Annotated in this window: 16 protein-coding genes; 8 read left to right on the top strand and 8 right to left on the bottom strand. The window is 69.1% G+C overall.

What is annotated here, in order from left to right:
• Positions 1-147: 147 nt before the first annotated feature.
• From UC35_RS16625 to UC35_RS16590, 8 genes are all read left to right on the top strand, one after another.
• On the top strand, positions 148-528 hold the full coding sequence (locus UC35_RS16625) for a hypothetical protein (RefSeq protein ID WP_145979510.1): 381 nt from the start codon (positions 148-150) through the stop codon (positions 526-528).
• On the top strand, positions 525-2039 hold the full coding sequence (locus tag UC35_RS16620; protein WP_082793327.1) for an oligosaccharide flippase family protein: 1515 nt from the start codon (positions 525-527) through the stop codon (positions 2037-2039). The genes UC35_RS16625 and UC35_RS16620 overlap by 4 nt, the downstream gene beginning before the upstream one ends.
• Positions 2036-3370 (top strand): O-antigen ligase family protein, encoded by a 1335-nt coding sequence (locus UC35_RS16615; protein ID WP_061501636.1) that lies wholly within the window; start codon positions 2036-2038, stop codon positions 3368-3370. The genes UC35_RS16620 and UC35_RS16615 overlap by 4 nt, the downstream gene beginning before the upstream one ends.
• 82 nt (positions 3371-3452) lie before the next feature.
• The gene (locus UC35_RS16610; protein WP_061501634.1) at positions 3453-4424 is read left to right on the top strand and encodes a glycosyltransferase family 2 protein; all 972 of its coding nucleotides are present in this window, start codon (positions 3453-3455) and stop codon (positions 4422-4424) included.
• Positions 4421-5491, top strand: a complete 1071-nt coding sequence (locus tag UC35_RS16605; RefSeq protein ID WP_061501631.1) for a glycosyltransferase — start codon at positions 4421-4423, stop codon at positions 5489-5491. The genes UC35_RS16610 and UC35_RS16605 overlap by 4 nt, the downstream gene beginning before the upstream one ends.
• Before the next feature lie 37 nt (positions 5492-5528).
• Positions 5529-6683 carry a glycosyltransferase family 4 protein gene (locus tag UC35_RS16600; RefSeq protein ID WP_061501629.1) on the top strand — a complete coding sequence of 385 codons (1155 nt, stop codon included), beginning with the start codon at positions 5529-5531 and terminating at the stop codon, positions 6681-6683.
• Entirely contained in the window at positions 6680-8371 is a 1692-nt protein-coding gene (locus UC35_RS16595; RefSeq protein ID WP_061501627.1) for an FAD-dependent oxidoreductase, read from the top strand. The genes UC35_RS16600 and UC35_RS16595 overlap by 4 nt, the downstream gene beginning before the upstream one ends.
• Positions 8368-9357 (top strand): NAD-dependent epimerase/dehydratase family protein, encoded by a 990-nt coding sequence (locus tag UC35_RS16590; RefSeq protein ID WP_061501625.1) that lies wholly within the window; start codon positions 8368-8370, stop codon positions 9355-9357. The genes UC35_RS16595 and UC35_RS16590 overlap by 4 nt, the downstream gene beginning before the upstream one ends.
• Here UC35_RS16590 and UC35_RS16585 read toward each other — a convergent pair.
• The 8 genes from UC35_RS16585 to UC35_RS16550 form a co-directional block, all read right to left on the bottom strand.
• The gene (locus tag UC35_RS16585; protein WP_061501622.1) at positions 9339-9977 is read right to left on the bottom strand and encodes an MBL fold metallo-hydrolase; all 639 of its coding nucleotides are present in this window, start codon (positions 9975-9977) and stop codon (positions 9339-9341) included. The genes UC35_RS16590 and UC35_RS16585 overlap by 19 nt on opposite strands.
• A gap of 225 nt (positions 9978-10202) precedes the next feature.
• Positions 10203-11348 carry an acyl-CoA dehydrogenase family protein gene (locus tag UC35_RS16580; protein ID WP_061501620.1) on the bottom strand — a complete coding sequence of 382 codons (1146 nt, stop codon included), beginning with the start codon at positions 11346-11348 and terminating at the stop codon, positions 10203-10205.
• Between the two features lie 14 nt (positions 11349-11362).
• A complete protein-coding gene (locus UC35_RS16575) occupies positions 11363-12274 on the bottom strand; it encodes an SDR family NAD(P)-dependent oxidoreductase (RefSeq protein WP_061501619.1) in 912 nt (303 codons plus the stop codon).
• A 135-nt stretch (positions 12275-12409) separates the two neighbouring features.
• Positions 12410-12859 carry a MaoC family dehydratase gene (locus UC35_RS16570; protein ID WP_061501618.1) on the bottom strand — a complete coding sequence of 150 codons (450 nt, stop codon included), beginning with the start codon at positions 12857-12859 and terminating at the stop codon, positions 12410-12412.
• 11 nt (positions 12860-12870) lie between these two features.
• Positions 12871-14112: a thiolase family protein gene (locus tag UC35_RS16565; RefSeq protein WP_061501616.1), complete on the bottom strand. Its 1242-nt coding sequence runs from the start codon at positions 14110-14112 to the stop codon at positions 12871-12873.
• 23 nt (positions 14113-14135) lie between these two features.
• On the bottom strand, positions 14136-14906 hold the full coding sequence (locus tag UC35_RS16560; RefSeq protein ID WP_061501613.1) for an enoyl-CoA hydratase/isomerase family protein: 771 nt from the start codon (positions 14904-14906) through the stop codon (positions 14136-14138).
• 130 nt (positions 14907-15036) lie between these two features.
• Positions 15037-16137 carry a DUF1254 domain-containing protein gene (locus UC35_RS16555; protein ID WP_321572371.1) on the bottom strand — a complete coding sequence of 367 codons (1101 nt, stop codon included), beginning with the start codon at positions 16135-16137 and terminating at the stop codon, positions 15037-15039.
• A gap of 44 nt (positions 16138-16181) precedes the next feature.
• Positions 16182-17873, bottom strand: coding sequence for an AMP-binding protein (locus UC35_RS16550; protein WP_061501611.1), 1692 nt, complete (start codon positions 17871-17873; stop codon positions 16182-16184).
• Positions 17874-17886: the final 13 nt, after the last annotated feature.

Here is a 17886-nt window from a genome sequence, read left to right as displayed (position 1 = left end):
AACTATCGCCCGAGTCCTACAGTGCGCGCCGCTGAGTTTTTCTAGGATGCCTCAGATCGCGGCACACGCGAGACGACGAGAGGATTTTGGAGCCTGCGGCGGTGTCGCCGCATCGCGCCATCAGTCGGCTCTTCGCGACTCATGCGCGTGACGCAGGAAAAAATCGGGGAGCGCCGGATGCACCGTTCAGTGACTGCGATCGTCGTATGCCTGCTTGCGCAGGCTGCCTTCTTTGCGCAAAGTGCCCATTCCCAATGCGTCGACGCCGCTGCGCCGTTCCGGCCCGGCCTCACCCAGTGGAGGAGCCCGGCGGACCTGCCTTCTCCCGCCCAAGTGGGCCCGCAGCCCGCCCGCGGATTCATCGCCAGTGCCGCGGCCGGCACTCGCGACGAGGTCGCAGGCGCCCGCCAGGCCGCGGCGCATGAAGGCACCGATCACCCGCGCCGCGGCGGCACCACGATGCTTCTTGCCGCGCTGGCGCTGATGTCGGGCATTGCCCTGCGTCGTTACGGAGCGCCCGGCCCATGACCACAGGCGCGCTCGGAGCGCTGGCCGAACGCGCGCTGAAGTGGAGCGCGCTCACCACGGTCGCGCGCTTCGCGCTGCAGTTGGTGGCGCAGGTGGCGCTGGCGCGCCTGCTGGGCCCCGGCAATTTCGGCGTGTACGGCATCGGCATGGCGGTGCTCACCTTCGTCGGCTTTCTCTCCGGCGCCAGTTTCAGCTATGGCCTGATGCTGCAGTCGCGGCTGAGCGAGGAGGACATCCGCTTCGCCTTCACCTGGCAAATGGCCGCGGGCATCCTGTCGGCGGCGGCCATGTACGCCGCGGCCGCGCCGCTGGCCGCCTTCTTCGGCGACGCGCGGGTGGAAGGCATGGTGCAGCTGCTGTCCCTGGCCAGCCTTCTGGTCGCGGCCGCGGCGCCGGCCACCTACCTGCTGCAGCGTGACCTCAACTTCCGCGCGCTGGGCCTGATCCAGCTGGCCAGCTACGCGGCCGGCTATCTGCTGGTCGGGGTGCCGCTGGCGCTGGCCGGCTTCGGCGCTTGGGCGCTGGGCACGGCCTGCGTGGTCCAGTCGGCAGTGGCGCTGGCCGCAACCTATCGCGCCCGCCCCCATCCGCTGCGCCCCCTGTGGCGGCATGCCGGCGGCGGCGAGACGCTGTCCACCGGCCGCACCGTGTTCCTCACCAACGTGGTGAACTGGCTGCTCGGCAACCTCGACCGCGTCATCATCGGCCGGGTGCTCAACACGCACGCGGTGGGCCTGTTCACGGTGGCCTATAACCTGGCCTCGATCCCCAATGTGCTGCTGATCGGCGCTTTCCAGCCCGCCTTCATGGCCGCCGGCGCCAAGCTGCAGGACGACCGGGCGCGGCTCGCGCAGGGCTGGCTGTTGGGCGTGGCCTGCGCCGTGGTGCTGGGGACGCCCGCGGCCGTGGTGCTGGCCTTGCTGTCCGGGGACATCGTGGGCTTCCTCTACGGAGATGCGTGGTTGGAATCGGCCTGGGTGCTGGGGGTGATGTTCCTGTGCCTGCCGGCGTGGGCAGCCTGGGGGTTGTCGACGCCAGTGCTGTGGAACACCCAGCGCAAGCAGCACGAATTCCTGCTGCAGCTGCCGGTGCTGGCCCTCGCCGCACCGGCCTGGTGGTTCTTCGCGCCCTCGGGCATCCGCGGGATCGCGATCGTCTCGGCCTGCGTCATCCTGGGACGCTCGCTGGTGATCGTGACGGCCGCCCTGCGCGCGCTCGAGTTGCGCTGGCGCGCGATCGCCAGCCCTGCCGCGCGCGGGCTGGCCCTGGCCGCCCTTTGCGCCCTCGCGGTGCTGGCCGGCCAGCACGCCACTGCCGGACTCGCGTCGCACCTGGCGGCGCTGGCCGCAGGCGGACTGGCCGCCGCGGGCGCCATGCTGCTGGTGCTGGTGCTGCGCCCGTCGCTGCTGGGCGCCGAGGCGCTGAGCGCCATCACGCGGCTCGCGCCCCGCGTAGCCGCGCGGATCACGCGCAACGGCACGGTGGCCGCTTCACGGGAGACGGCCGCATGAAGTACGTGCGTGCTTCCGGCTTCATGAACTGGGTGCTGCCCGCGATGATCTTGCTGGCGGCCGTCGACGTCCTGCTGTCCGGCCGTGACCTCTCCCGCGTCTACGGCGAGCTGGCGGGCATCTTCCAGGGCAACCGCCATCCGGCGATGCCCTGGGTGCAGCGCGGCGTCTCGCTGCTGCTGCTGATCGTTTCGGTCGAGCGCATCGCGCACCACTTCACCCAGCGCGCGCCGGTGCCCTCGATGCCGCTGGCGGTGGCCTATGTGACGTACTGGATGGCGACCGTCGCCGCCCCCGCGGTGTTCGGCGCGCATCCGCTGCTCGGGCATGAGTTCACCTACTCGCTCATCATCGGCCTGGCCGCCCTGCTGGTCAGCACCGAGGAGATCACCGGCATCGTGGACACCGGGCGCAACGCGCTGTTCGTGCTGATGCTGGCGAGCGTGGCGCTCGTCCCCGTATGGCCCGCGCTGGTGCTGGACGCCTCCTACACCCAGGGCCTGCTGCCCGGCTTGCCGCGCCTGGGCGGCCTGGCGCCGCACCCGGTGGCCATGGGCATGTTCGCCCAGACCGCGCTGCTGCTGCTGTGGGCGCGGCCGTACCGGGCCTGGCTCAACGTCCCGGCCTGGCTGCTGGGCCTGTCGGTGCTGTTCTTCGCGCAATCCAAGGCGGCCTGGTTGGCCTTCGTGCTGTGCTCGGTGGTCATGGTCCTGGTGCGCCACGCGCCTTCGGCATGGCGCCGGCTGGGCGATCCGCGCGAAGGCGCCTTCGCGATCCTGTTCTGCCTGGGCGCCCTGCTGGTGGGCGCCGCACTGCTGAGCCTGTTGCTGTTTTCGGACCTGGTCGGGCAGGTGTCCTACTTCCTCGACACGCAACAGGGCGCTCAACTCATGACCATGACGGGCCGTGACCAGATCTGGGCCATCGCCATCGAGGAGTGGCAGGCAAGCAAGTTCTTCGGCTACGGACCGGGCCTGTTCGACGACGACTTCCGCAGGAGCATCGGCATGCCCAATGCCACCAATGCCCACAACCAGTTCCTGGATACGCTGGCGCGCTCCGGCGGCGTCGGCGCCTTCCTGCTCGTGGTCTATTCCTGCGTGCTGCTGGTGCTGTCGGTGCGCTATGCGCGCCGCACCGGCGGACTAAGCCTGGCCCTGTTCTGCTCGCTGGCGGTGCGTTCGATCAGCGAAGTGCCGCTGAACCTGTTCGGCTACAGCTTCGAGTTCTTCTCCCACCTGCTGCTGATCGCGACGCTGGCCGCCGGCGCCTCGGTGGGCGCGCAGCCCACCGCCACGCGGGAGCGCCGCGTCTATGGAGTGCCCGCATGAATCGCGCCGCCGGGCCGCCCCAAGGCGCGATAGCCCCCTCGGGGGGCAGCGCAGTACACGAAGTGACAAGCGTGGGGGCCCAATGAACTTCTCGGTGGTCGTTCCCCTCTACAACAAGTCTCGCTTCATCGAGGCCACCATCCGCTCGGCGCTCGCGCAGTCGCTGCCGGTGCTGGAGGTGATCGTGATCGACGACGGCTCCACCGACGACGGCGCGCAGCGCGTCGAAGCCATGGGCGATCCGCGCGTGCGGGTGATCCGCCAGCGCAACGCCGGCGTGTCGGCCGCGCGCAACCGCGGCATCGGCGAAGTCAAGGGCGACTGGGTGGCCTTCCTCGACGCCGACGACTGGCATCACCCGCAGTTCCTGGCCCACCTCGCGCGCGCGCACCGCCTGTGCCCCGAGTCCGACTTCCTCGCCACCGGCTTCGTGGTCGTCAGCGATGCGCGCGACCAGGCGATCGAGCCCTGGCTCCTGCCCGAGGCGTTCTGCGAGGTCGAACTGGTCGAGGACCTGCGCCAGCGCTGGATGAAGGCTCAGCTGTTCTTCACCAGCAGCGTCGCCGTGCGCGCCGCGCGGCTGGCGTCGATGCAGCCGTGCTTCGCGGAAGGCGAATCGCTCGGCGAGGACCTGGACCTGTGGTTCCGCCTGGCGGACGAGACGCCGGTGGCGATCGTCCACGCGCCGCTGGCCGCCTATCGCGTGGACGTCGCCGGCTCGCTCACCGCCGACCTGCTGGTGGACAAGCTGCCGCCCTTCCTGCAGCGCATGCGGGAACGCGCGCTCAACGGCAGCATGCCGGACAAGCACCGCCGCTCGGCGCTGTGGTTCGTCGCCCAGCAGGAGATCACCATCGCGCGCGGGCTGCTGGGCGCCGGCCGGCGGCGAGAGGCGCTGCGCTGGCTGATGCAGGCCCGCCACGCCGCGCTCGGCTTTCGCTGGCAGGTCACCGTGCTGATGGCGCTTTTCGCGCCGGCGCAGCTCGCGCAACGGTGGCAGCGCTGGCGGGTTCGCAGTACCGAAGCTTTCGCGCAGCAGGGGACATTGCCATGACCACCGAAAACGTCGCCGGCGCGCCGCAGCGCTGCGCGGTGTCCATCATCATCAAGACGCTGAACGAGGAGCAGAACGTCCGCGCCTCGATCGAGAGCAGCCTGCTCGCGCTGGCCGCCGTGGGCGGCGGCGAGGTGGTGCTGGCCGACAGCTGTTCGAGCGACCGCACGGTGGAGTTCGCAACCAGCTACCCGGTGCGCGTGGTGCAGTTGGCCAACCCGCAGGAGCGCTGCTGCGGCATCGGACCGCAGCTGGGCTACCAGCACGCGTGCGGCGAGTACCTGTACATCCTCGACGGCGACATGCAGATCGCGCCGGGCTTCCTGGAGCAGGCACTGAACTTCCTGGCGCAGCATCCGGAGATCGGCGGCATCGGCGGGCGCTCGGTCGAACTGAACAACGACAGCCTCGAATACCGGGAGCGCACGCTGCGCGCGCCCAAGCACCTGGCCGCCGGCGAGGTCGACCGGCTGGACGGCGGCGGCCTGTACCGGCGCCTGGCCATCGAGGAAGCAGGCTACATCTCCGACCGCAACCTGCACAGCTACGAAGAGTTCGACCTGGCGGCGCGGCTGCGCTCGCTCGGCTGGAAGCTGTGGCGGCTGCCCGCCGCATCCACATGGCACTACGGCCACGAAACGCCGCCGTACAGCCTGCTGATGCAGCGCTGGCGCTCGCGCTACATCTGGGGGCTGGGCGAGCTGCTGCGTGGCGCGCTGGGGCAGCCGCACCTGAAGTCGGTGCTGCGCGGCGTGCGCGAGCTCAAGCTGTACCTCGCCGTGCTGGCCTGGTGGGCGCTGCTGCTGACCATCCCGTTCTGGCCGGTTCCGTTGGCCGCGCAGGCGGCGGGCTTCCTGGCCATCGCCGCGACGCCCTTCGCCGTCATGACCTGGCGCAAGCGCTCGCTCAAGCGCGCGGTCTATTCGGTCGTCTCCTGGTGCTTCTATGCCGCCGGCATGGTGGCCGGGCTGCTGCGGCGGCGCGTCGCGCCGCGCAGCCGGGTGGCCAGCCGCCTGCTGCACGAGCCGCCCCAGTCGATGGAGCCCCGCCACAGGCACTTTGCATGAAGGACCGATGCTGCCCACACCACTCCCCAGTGAAACCATGACGCGGCCCGCTGCGGCCGACCGCGACGGCCTGTTCATCTACATCGCCTGCCCGTGGTCGCCCACCGGCGGTGGGATGTACAAGGTGGCCGACTACCTGATCCAGGCGCAGACGCGCACGCCGCCCGCGCATGCCGCGCAGTTGCGCGCGCTGGACACGCGCGGGCCCGGTTCGGCCCAGGCCTCCGCCTGGTTCCTGCTGATGGCGGTCTGGGCGCTGGTGCGCGGCCGCACCTCCGGCCAGTTGGCCGGCGTGCACGTCAACATGGCCGAGAAGCTCAGCCTGCTGCGCAAGGGGACGGTGGTGGTGGCCTGCCGCGCCCTGGGTATTCCGGTGGTGGTGCACCTGCACGCGATGATGGAGCGCTACTACCACACGCTGGCCTCGCCGCTGCGCGCGCTGACTCGCTGGATGTTCTCGCTGGCCGACAGCGTGGTGGTGATCGGGCCGGTGACGCGCCGCTTCGTGCTGGAGGAGCTGGGCGTGCCGGCCAAGCGCGTCGACATCGTGATCAACGGCGTGCCGGGGCCGGCCCAGGCGCCGCCGCGGCGGCTTCCCGGCACGCCACGGCGGGTGCTGTTCGTCGGCAGCCTGTGCGAGCGCAAAGGTGTGTCCGGCCTGCTCAAGGCCTTGAAGAAGGCGGGCCTGCAGCCTTCGGAGGCCGAGGTGACGCTGGCCGGCAACGGCGACGTCGAGCTCTACCGGGAACAGGCGCACCAGCTCGGGCTCGATGCGCTGGTGAAGTTCCCGGGCTGGTGCGACCAGGACAAGGTGAGCGAGTTGCTGCGGCAGGCCGACCTGCTGGTGCTGCCGTCCATCGATGAAGTGCTGCCGCTGGTGATCCTGGAGGCGCTGTCCAACGGCGTTCCGGTGCTGACCACACCGGTGGGCGAGATGCCCTCGCTGTTGACGCACGGACAGGACGTGCATTTCGTGCCGCCCGGCGACGTGGATGCGCTGGCCGCGGCGCTGCGCGAGGTCCTGTTCGACCCGGGGCTGCTGGACACCCTGAGCTACCACGGCCGGCTGCTGTACGAGCAGCAGTTTTCGCTGCCGCACTTTTTCATCAGCGTGGCCCGCATCCACAGGCGCCACTTTGGCGTGTCCGCCCAGCTGGACGACACGCCGGGGGCGAGCGAGGCGGTACGGTGATCGGGGATGCGAACGATGTCGACCAGGGTGCCTTGCTGCGTGCGGACGCCTGCATCGTCGGCGGCGGCCCGGCCGGCATCGCGCTCGCGCTCGCCCTGAGCGGCCAGGGCCTGGACATCGTCCTGCTCGAATCGGGGCAGCGCCAGCCCGATGCGCCCACCCAGTCACTCTACGACGGCGAGGTCAACGACGAAAAGCTGCACAGCCCGCCCGACAAGTACCGCCAGCGCCGGCTGGGCGGATCGAGCACGATCTGGGGCGGCCGCTGCACGCCCTTCGATGCCATCGATTTCGAGGCGCGCAGCCAGGTGCCGCACAGCGGCTGGCCGATCTCGCTGGAAGACCTGCGGCCGTTCTACCCGGAAGCCAACCGCCTGGCCGAAGCCGGGCGCTTCGCCTATGACGCCCGACAGGCGTTCAGCCCCGAGGCGCCGCCCATGTTCCGCGGCTTCGCCAGCGAGGTGGTCAGCACCGACGGCCTGGAGCGCTTCTCCTGTCCCACCGACTTCGGCGCACGCTACGCCCGGCGGCTTCAGGTCGCCCGTGATGTGCACGTGCTGCTGAACGCCAATTGCACCGGGCTGCGCCTCGACAAGGAGACCCGCGCCATCCGCGAAGTGGAAGTGAGGACGCTGGCGGGCCGGCGCTTCGCCGTCGCCGCGCGTACCGTGGTCCTGGCCACCGGCGGACTGGAAACGGCGCGCCTGCTGCTGGCCTCGCGCGAGTCGGCGCCGGCCGGCATCGGCAACGAGCACGACGTGGTGGGCCGCTACTACATGTGCCACATCGCCGGCAACGTGGGGACGCTGGAGATCCAGGGCGATGCCGCGGGCGTGCGACACGGCTACGAGGTCTCGCCCGAAGGCATCTACTGCCGGCGCCGCATCGCCGTGCGCGAGGCGGAGCAGCACCGGCGGGGACTGGCGAATGCGGTCGCGCGGCTGCACTTCCCGCGCATCACCGATCCGCGCCATGGCAGCGGCGTGCTGTCGGGCCTGTTCCTGGCGCGGCCCTTCATCAGCTACGAATACGGCAAGCGGGTCAACGACGGCACCGCCGCCACGCTGCCGCTGTACGCCCGGCACCTGCTGAACGTCGCCGCCGACCCGCTCGACACCCTGGCCTTCCTCGGCCACTGGCTCACCCGGCGCACGCTGGCGGCGCGCAAGTTCCCCTCGGTGATCCTGCGCAACCGCAGCAACCGCTTCAGCCTGGAGCTGCATGGCGAGCAGATGCCGCAGGCGCGCAGCCGTGTGACCCTGGCCGGCAAGCTGGACGCGCTGGGCATGCCGCAGCTGCGGGTGAACTGGTGCTACTCCAGCGCCGACATCGAGTCGCTGCGCCGCACGCTGGATGTGATCGCGCAGGAGGTCGAGCGCAGCGGCCTGGGCCGGCTCCGCTACGACGCGGGCGCGCTCGAAGAAGACCTGGTGCGCTTCGGCGCCTACGGCGGCCACCACATCGGCACGACGCGCATGGGGGCCGATCCGCGGACCAGCGTGGTCGACGCGAACTGCCGCGTGCATTCGGTGAACAACCTGTACGTGGCGGGCAGCGCGGTCTTTCCCACGTCCAGCCAGGCCAACCCGACGCTGACGCTGCTGGCCCTGTCGCTGCGGCTGGCCCGTCACCTGGCGCAGCGGCTGTCGCCCCGGCCGATCGCCACGCTGGAGGAGCAGCCGGCATGAAGGTCCTGGTGCTCGGCGGCTCGGGCTACATCGGCTCGCGCCTGTGCGCGACGCTGGCCGAGAGCGGCTGGGCCGAGCCGGTCAGCGCATCCCGGCGGGCCGCGGTCGACGCGACCGATGCCGGCTCGCTCAAGCGCGCGCTGCGCGGCATGGATGCGGTGGTGAACTGCGTCGCCGGCAGCGCCGAGGCGATCGCGCAGGGCGCGCGCGTGCTGGTGCATGCGGCCAACGACGCGGGCTGCCAGCGCATCGTGCACCTGAGCACCATGTCGGTGTACGGCGCGCTCGAAGGCGAAGCGCGCGAGGACGCGCCACGTGATGGCTCCATCGGCTGGTATGCCAAGGCCAAGTGCGAAGCCGAAGACGCGATCGCGGCGTTCGCCTCGCACGGCGGCTCGGTGGTCATGCTGCGGCCCGGCTGCGTGTGGGGGCCCGGCAGCGAGCTCTGGGTCGGCCGCATCGGGCGCTGGCTGCGCGCCGGCCGGCTCGGCGACCTGGGCGCGGCCGGCGACGGGTGGTCCAACCTGGTGGCAGTTCAGGACGTCTGCGCCGCCATCCTTGCGAGCCTGCGGCAGGCGCCGGCCGGCGGCTCGCGCGTCTACAACCTGGCCGCGCCGGACAGCCCGCGCTGGAACGACTACTTCGTCGACCTCGCGCTGGCGATCGGCGCGACGCCAGTGAAGCGGCTCTCGGCGCGCCAGCTCAAGCTCGATGCCAGGCTCGCCGGTCCGCCCCTGAAGGTGTTGGAGATCCTGCTGAAGAAGGCCGGCCGCTCAACGCGCGCCCTGCCCGACCCGCTGCCGCCCGGGCTGCTGGGCGTGTTCGAGCGCCAGCTGCATCTGCGCAGCGAGCGCGCGCAGCAGGAACTCGGGCTGCGCTGGACGCCTTATGAAGAGCTGCTGCAGTCCGCGGCCGAATGGTTCCTGTCGGCCCATCCGCGGCGAGGCAGCGGCGCGGAACGGGCCGTTCAGGTGCCCCGCACGTAGGGATTGCTCGCCCGCTCGGCGCCGAAGCTGCTTTCCGGGCCGTGCCCGGGAATGAACACGGTGTCGTCGCCCATGGGCCAGAGGCGCTGCGTGATGCTGGAGATCAGGGTGTCGTAGTCGCCCTGCGGGAAGTCGGTACGGCCGATGCTGCCGGCAAACAGCACGTCGCCGACGAAGGCGCGCTTCATGTCGGGCGAGTGGAAGACCACGTGACCGGGCGTGTGCCCCGGGCAATGCCGCACCTGCAGCCGGTGCGCGCCCAGTTCGACGGTGTCGCCGTCGGCCAGCCAGCGCGAAGGCACGAAGGCCTCGGCCGCGGGGAAGCCGAACATGCGGCTTTGCTGCGGCAGGCCGTCGATCCAGAAGCGGTCGGCCTCGTGCGGACCGATGATCGGGATGCCGAGCTGCTGCGCCATCGCGCTCGAACCGGCGGCATGGTCGATGTGCCCGTGCGTCAACCAGATCTGCTGCAGCGTGAGCCCGAGGCGCTCGACCTCGTCCAGGATGCGATCGAGATCGCCGCCCGGGTCGATGACCGCGGCTTCGCGCGTCTGGTCGTCGTAGACGATGGAGCAGTTTTGCTGGAACGGGGTGACGGGGATGGTGCTGTAGCGCAGCATGCGTGAGACGTGGTTGGCGCCGACAAGTGTCGACAAGCAGGAAATCGTGCAAGTGGTGGTGACAGGGTGGAAGCGAGCTCTCCACCCTGTCACCTCAGGAACGATTATCGCCGCCCGGACGCCGCGCCCCGTGACACGCGCCGGGCCTTCGCCGCCCCGAGTTCCGAGGCGCCGCCGGTGACCACCGACGCAAGCGAAGCATCGAGCCGCACGGGAGCTCCTGGATCAGGCCAGGCTGCGCGCGATGATCATCTTCTGGATGTGGCTGGTGCCCTCGTAGATCTTGGTCACCCGCACATCGCGGTAGTAGCGCTCCACCGGGAAGTCGTTCAGGTAGCCGTAGCCGCCGTGGATCTGCAGGGCGTCCGAGCAGACCTGCTCGGCGATCTCGCTGGCGAACAGCTTGGCCATCGCGGCTTCCTTGTCGCAGCGGATGCCGGCATGGCACAGCCGCGCGGCATGCAGGTACAGCTGGCGCGCCGCCTCCACCCTGGTCGCCATGTCGGCCAGGTCGAAGCTCACGCCTTGCAGGTTGAAGATGGGCGCGCCATAGGCCTGGCGTTCCTTCGCGTATTTCACCGCTGCTTCCAGCGCGGCGCGCGCCGTGCCCACCGCCACGGCCGCGATGGCGACCCGTCCTTCCGAGAGCGAGCCCATGATCATCTTGTAGCCGTCGCCTTCGCCGCCGACCAGGTGGTCGGCCGGCACCCGGCATTCGTCCAGCAGGATCTGCGCGACATGCGCGGACCGCTGTCCGAGCTTGTGCTCCACCCGCGCCACCTGGTAACCCGGTTCGGCCGGGTCGACGATGAACAGGCTGCTGCCCTTCTTGCCGGCGTTCTTGTCGGTGACGGCCAGGACGAACCCGAGGCCGGCCTCGTTGCCGTTCGAGATGAACTGCTTGCTGCCGTTGAGGACGTAGTGGCCACCGTCGCGCCGTGCGGAGGTGCGAAACGCCGCGGTATCGGAGCCCGCGTGCGGCTCGGTCAGCAGGAATGCGCCAATGCGCTCGCCGCTGGCCAACGCCTGCAGGTAACGGCGCTTCTGTTCCTCGCTGCCATTGCGGGCCAGCATGAAGCCCGCCGAGTTATGGACGTGGATCGCCGTGGCAAAGCCGGTGTCGGCGGCCGAGAATTCCTCGATGGCCAGGCAGTACTCGACGAAGCTGGCCCCCGATCCGCCGTCCTTCTCGGGCACGAGCATGCCGAGGAAGCCGGTTTCGCCCACGGTCTTGAGCTCCGCGCGCGGCCAGGCCGCCGTGCGGTCGCGCTCGGCGGCCGTGGGCGCGACCACCTCCTGCGCGACCTTCCGCGCGGAGTCGCGGATCATGATCTCCTGTTCGCTCAGGAATGCGGTCGATGTATCGGTCATGGACAGCTGGGGGATCAGGCCTTCATGCCCTTCATGGCGGCCTCGATCAGGGCCCCCACCTGCACCGTGGAGTTCTCGTAGGCGCGGGCCGTGCTCCAGTCGGTGAGTTGGGCGAAGCGTGCCGCCACGCCCTCGACCGTGCATTCCGCCGGCGGCAGGTAGACCGGCGCGGTGTCCTCGATGCGGGCGGCGGAGAACGCGCCGCCGCCGGCCGACAGCGTGGTCTTGGTGGGCGCATCCTCGCTCACCAGGAACAGCGCGGCGGGCGTGACCTGCTCGGGCTTGATCGCGTCCAGCATGGCCGCAGGCAGCACGTCTTCGGTCATGCGGGTGGCGGCCATCGGGGCAATGGTGTTGACGCGGATGTTGTTCTTCGCGCCTTCGATGGTGAGCATGTGCATCAGGCCGACCAGCGCCATCTTGGCGGCGCCGTAGTTGGACTGGCCGAAATTGCCGAACAGGCCCGAGGCCGAGGTCGTCATCAGGATGCGGCCGTAGTTCTGCTCGCGCATGACTTCCCACACGGCCTTGGTGCAGTGCACCGAGCCCATCAGGTGGACGTCCAGCACGGCGCGGAAGTCGGCCATTTCCATCTTGGAGAAGGTCTTGTCGCGCAGGATGCCGGCGTTGTTGACCAGCACGTCGACGCGGCCGAACTCGGCCTTGGCCTGGGCGACCATGGCCTGCACCTGCTCGAAGTCGCAGACGTTGGCGCCGTTGGCGATCGCGGTGCCGCCGGCGGCGCGGATCTCCTCCACCACCTTGAGCGCGGCTTCGGAGGAGCCGCCGGTGCCGTCACGGCCGCCGCCGAAATCGTTGATCACCACCTTGGCGCCACGGCGCGCCAGTTCCAGCGCGTGCACGCGGCCCAGACCGTTGCCGGAACCCGTCACGATGGCCACCCGGCCGTCAAATCGAATCGTCATCTCAATACCTTCAGCAAAAAATCAAAAAGACAAGCTCTTCTCCCTCCCCCACCGGGGGAGGGCTGGGGTGGGGGCGCTGCGGCCTCAGCAAGCGCCCCCATCCCCACCTTCCCCCGGAAGGGGAAGGAGAAAAACCTAGAAGCGGCGCGTGATCGATTCGGCGACGCACACGGGCTTGGAGGAACCCTCCATTTCCATGGCCACTTCGATCGTCAGTTGCGCGCCGCCCTCGATGGCGTCCCATGCCAGCAGCTTGAACTGGCCGCGCACGCGGCTGCCCACCGGCACCGGCTGGATGAAGCGCACCTTGTTCAGCCCGTAGTTGACGCCCATGGTGCTCTTGCGTATCTCGAAGCCGGTGCCGAAGAAGGCCGACATCAGGCTCAGCGTGAGGAAGCCGTGCGCGATCGGCGCGCCGAACGGACCCGTCTTGGCACGATCCACGTCGACGTGGATCCACTGGTGGTCGCCGGTGGCGTCGGCGAACTTGTTGATGCGGTCCTGGTCGATCTGGATCCAGTCGCTGGTGCCGATGTTTTCACCAACCAGCGGCTGGAGGTCGGCGAGGGTCTCGTAGCTTTTCATCCAGGATTCCTTCAGGCGCGGCCAAAGATGCCGATGTGTTCGGTGGCTTCTTCGACGCGCCAGAGGCCGCCGCCGTTGCCCTGCAGCGCCAGCCGCGCACCCTGCACCTGGCGCGCGCCGCACTCGCCGCGCAACTGCCCGACCAGTTCGAAGATCTGGCCCAGGCCGGTGGCGCCGATGGGATGGCCCTTGGACTCCAGGCCGCCCGAGGGGTTCACCGGGATGGAGCCGCCAATGGTGGTTTCGCCGCGCTCAGCCAGCTCGCCGCTGGCGCCCGGCTCGCGCAGGCCGATGGCCTCGAACGCGATCAGCTCGCCGATGGCGGTGGCGTCGTGCACCTCAGCCACGTTGATCTCGGACGGGGCGACGCCGGCCTGCTCGAACGCCGCCTTGGCCGCCTGGTGGGTGCAGCCATTGTCGTGGTCGTCGGCTGCGCGCGCCGAGGCGGAACGAACGACGGAGGCCAGCACGCGCACCGCGCGGCTGCGGTCGAAGCCGTATTTCTTCAGCGCCGATTCGGTGCACAGGATCGCCGCGGCGGCGCCGTCGGAGATCGGCGAGCACATCGGCAGCGTCAGCGGGTAGGTGATGGGCGGGGCCGACAGGATGGACTCCACCGTCATCGGCATGCGGTACTGCGAACGCTCGTTGTGCACCGAATGGCCGTGGTTCTTGGAGGCCACCACCGCCAGCTGGCGCTGGGTGATGCCGAAACGCTCCATCAGGCCGCGGCCCAGCGCCGCGTAGACGTCCATGAAGGGGCTGTAGGGCTTGTCGGACTGCGAGCCGGGCGGAGGAGCTATGCCCTTGCCCATGTCCGCCAGGTAGCCCTTGTTGGCCTCGAAGGTCTCAAGGTCCCAGGCCGATTCGAAGCACGAGAACATCTTGGCCTTGTCGCTCGTGTACATCTTCTCGGCGCCGACGGCCAGCGCCACATCGGCAGCGCCCGCCCGCAGCTGGTTGACGGCCAGGTTGAAGGCGTGGCTGGAAGAGGCGCAGGCGCCCTCCAGGTTGAAGATGGGAATGCCCTCGATGCCCAGCGGCAGCAGCGCCACCTGGCCGCGGATCATGTGCTGGCCGTCGAAGTGGCCCTGGGTGGTGTTGCCGAAGAAGGCAGCGCGGATGGCCTTGCGGTCGCAGTTGGCGTCCTTGAGCGCGTCTTCCACCGCCCAGGCGGTGAGCTGCTTGACGCTCTTGTCCATGTGGCGGCCAAAGGGCGTCATGGCGGCGCCGACGATGTAGATGTTTTCCATGTTCCTTGTTCCTTGCGTGGGGATCAATAGCCCCTGAACTGGGGCTCGCGCTTCTCGGCAAAGGCGCGCAGGCCTTCCTGGATGTCCCAGGAACGCTGGTGGTTGCGCAGTTCCAGTACCTCGTCGCGCAGCGCATCGGCCTGCGACTTGTCGGCCGCCTCATTGGCCACCCGCTTCATGCGCGACAACACGACGGGGCTCTTCTTCGCGAGCTTCTCGGCGAGCGCCTGCGCGCGCGCCGTCAGCTCCGCATCGGCAACGACTTCGTTGACCAGGCCCCAGGTCTTCATGTCCTCGGCCGGCAGCGCGTCGCCGGTGAACAGCAGGTACTTCGCGACGTTGGCCGGCGCCTTGCGCGGCAGCACCGCGGCACCGCCGCCGCCCGGGAACACACCGAAGTTGGAGTGTGCATCGCCGAAGCGCGCGCTCTGCGCGGCCAGCACGATGTCGCAGCACATCACGGTTTCGAGACCACCAGCCAGCGCCATGCCGTTGACCGCAGCGATCACCGGCTTGGGATAGGCCCGCAGCAGGTTGAAAAACGTCACGATCGCATCGAGGAAGTCCGGCTCGCCCGGGGCGGCGGGAGCGCCCGCCTGCTTGAGATCGGCGCCGGCGGAAAAAGCCTTGCCGGTGCCGGTGACCACCACCACGCGCACGGCCGGATCATCGCGCCAGGCCTGCAGCTTGCCGGTCATCGCATCGACCATCTCGCGGCTCAAGGCGTTCATCGCCTGCGGCCGGGCGAGCGTGACCCAGCCGACCGAATTTTTCACATCAAACTCAACGCTCATCCATATCTCCTTGGCCGATTGACATTGCGGCCTGAATGAACGTCAGTTTGCGGAAATGGGCCCCCGTCCTGCCCCCCGTTTTTAGAGGGGGCGATTGCTCCCTCCCCCGGTGGGGGAAGGAGCAGGAGACTCAGCGCACGGGCTGGGCTTCCGGAAACTTCCAGGAACCGTTCAGGACCTCGGGGCGCGGACGATAGAACCGCACCAGGTAGTTCCAGCCGGCAGCGATCGGCAGGCAGTTGGCCACCTGACCCTCGCAGCCGCCGAACTGCGCGACGATGGCACCATCCTTCTCGCGTTTCGCCGTGAAATTGTTGAGCGAGTAGCTGCCCTGCGGATTGGGGTCGAAATAGCCCTCGGCGTTGTAGACGGTGATCGACCAGAAGGCATCGACCGGAACATCCTTGACCACCAGCCGGTGCACGGTACTGCCGTCGTTCCGGCGCGGCGTGACGTTGAGATAGCTGGCGTCCTTCTCGGGATTGCCGCCCCAGGCGATCGCCGTTCCGATCAGGTGATGGATCGGATCGACCTGGCCCTTGGCGCCGAACATGCCCTTGGCGTCCGGCACGGTGGCGCCCAGCACCTTGAGCGCGTCGCGCACCTTGTTCAGACCCGCTGTGTCCCAACGCGGCAACTCGAGACGCCCGGGGTTGGCCTGCTCGACCTGGATTGCGTCCTGCAGCCTGTGAGCCTGTTCCAGATCCTTGGCGTCGTTCGGATCGACCAGCGTGCGCACCCCGACCAGCAGATAGCGGGTGCCGACCTTGTCGCGCGTGAAGACGTAGCGGCCGGCGTCGTAGACCACCGCGTGCACATAGTGGTCCTGGTCGATCGCCTGCAGCGACCGGAAGCGCGGACCGGCGTCGGGCAGCGTGATCGTCACCGGCCCGGCGTCGAGGTCGAAGACGGCGCTCGAGTACAAGGTGTCGCGGTTGGGCCGGATCACGCGCCTCTCAAGGCCGCGCAGCAGCCGGTCGTGACCGAACTTGCCCAGGGCACCGCCTTTGGCGACCAGTGCCATGTAGCGGTCGGTTTCGGCGCGACTGAAGTTGTCGGCCGTGACCGGGACGGCGTCCGGCACGCCCTCACCCGGCCTCTGCGCCGAGTCCTGTGCCTGGGCCCCGGCCGGCAGAAAAGCGGCGGCGGCGCAGGTCGAGGCCAGCACGAAGGCCTGGGCGCAAGCCGCCAGCACCCGATTCGCCCGCAGGTTCATCCTGTTGTTCATCATTTCACCCGGTCCTTCGCGACGCGTCCGTTCCTTCATAAGCTCGATCAGCGATCGAAGACGACTTTCGCGCCGGCCGCGGCCCACTGCGCTACCTTGCTCACGTACCGCTCCTCGATGGCGTTGCGCCTGATCTTCATGGTCGGCGTCAGGAAACCGTTGTCGGCGGACCAGAGCTCGTTCACGACCACCAGGTAGTCGAGCTTTTCATGCTTCTCCAGCGCGGCATTCACGTGCTCCAGCATGGTCTCGAGCTCGGCAGTCAGCGTCAGCTTGCCTTGCAGGTCCAGCAGCTGCTTTCTGCCGTCGACCGACAGCATCGCCAGCGCGAAGGGCTGGTCCTGCGCCGCGCCAGCGACGCACACTGCTTCGACCATGGGGTGCGTGAGCTGGTTTTCGATCGGCGCCGGCGCGATGTACTTGCCCTTGCTGGTCTTGAAGATGTCCTTCACGCGCCCGGTGATCTTCAGGCGGCCGATCTCGTCCACCTCGCCGCGGTCGCCGGTGCGAAAGAAGCCGTCCGCCGTCATGCATTGCGCGGTGAGCTCGGGCTGCTTGTAGTAGCCCATCATGCCCGTGATCGACTTGATCAGGATCTCGCCGTTGTCGTCGATGCGCCGCTCCACGCCGGGCAGGGTCTGACCGGAATAGCCCATGCGCACCAGGCCCGGCCGGCTGTAGTGCGACCAGCAGAAGTCTTCGCTCATGCCGTAGACGTCCAGCAATTCCAGTCCCAGCGATCGGTACCACCCGGTGATCTCGGGCGCCAGCGGGGCCGAGCCCGTGAAGGCAATCCTGACGGCATCGAGCCCGAGCAGCCTGAGGATCTTCTTCCTGAACAGCCCTGACACGATCGGCAGCGCGAACAGCAGCTTCTGCTTGCGCAGCGGCAGCCTCGCGCACACCGCGCCGTAGAACTTGGTCCACAGCCGCGGCATGGAAATGAACAGCGTCGGCCGGGCCCGCTGCAGGTCCTGCGCGAAGGTCTCCAGGCTGTCCGAGAAGTACACGTGCACGCCGTGGCACAGCGAATTCGCTTCAACGAAGGCGCGCTCAGCCGCGTGGGCGAGCGGCAGGTAGGACAGCATGCGGTCCCGGGGGGTCATGCGGCAGAATTCGCCCGCGCCCAGCGCATAGGCCATCATCCCGCCGAAGCTGTGCATGACGCCCTTGGGCGCGCCCGTGGTCCCGGACGTGTAGATGATGGTCGCCAGGTCGCCCGGTTCGGGCTGGTGAATGTCCTGGATCGGCTCGGAGCGCGCGGTGATCTCGTCCCACTGCGGCACATCGCGCGCACCAGAAACTGGCGACATCGGCAGACCGACCAGCGGCATGCCTTCCGGGATCGCCATGCGGATCTCGTTCCAGCCGTCGGTCTTGCCGTCGAGCTTGCCCACGAACAGCAGCCTGGGTTCGCAGTGCTCGAAGATGTATCGGGCCATCTGCGTGCCCATGGTGGAATACAGCGGCACGGACACGTGCCCGGCCATCCAGATCGCCAGGTCGGCCATGATCCAGTGGGCGCTGTTCTTGCCCACGATAGCGATGGCGCTTGCGGGCGGCAGTTGGAGGGATCGCAGGTAGGCGGCCATGCGCCGGGCCTGGTTTCCGACCTCCCGCCAGCTGTAGTCGACGACCGATCCATCGGGATACGGCTGCGTGAAGTAGATGGCTTCGGGCTGGGTACCCTCCAGGTGCACGAAGCGGTGCAGCAGGGTCGGCTTGTCGCCGTCTTGCATGTATGTCTCCTTG

It is taken from the genome of Ramlibacter tataouinensis (genome assembly GCF_001580455.1).
GTDB lineage: Bacteria > Pseudomonadota > Gammaproteobacteria > Burkholderiales > Burkholderiaceae_C > Ramlibacter > Ramlibacter tataouinensis_B.
The sequence above is the reverse complement of the archived record's forward strand: the minus strand, read 5'-3'. Positions and strand labels throughout refer to the sequence as shown.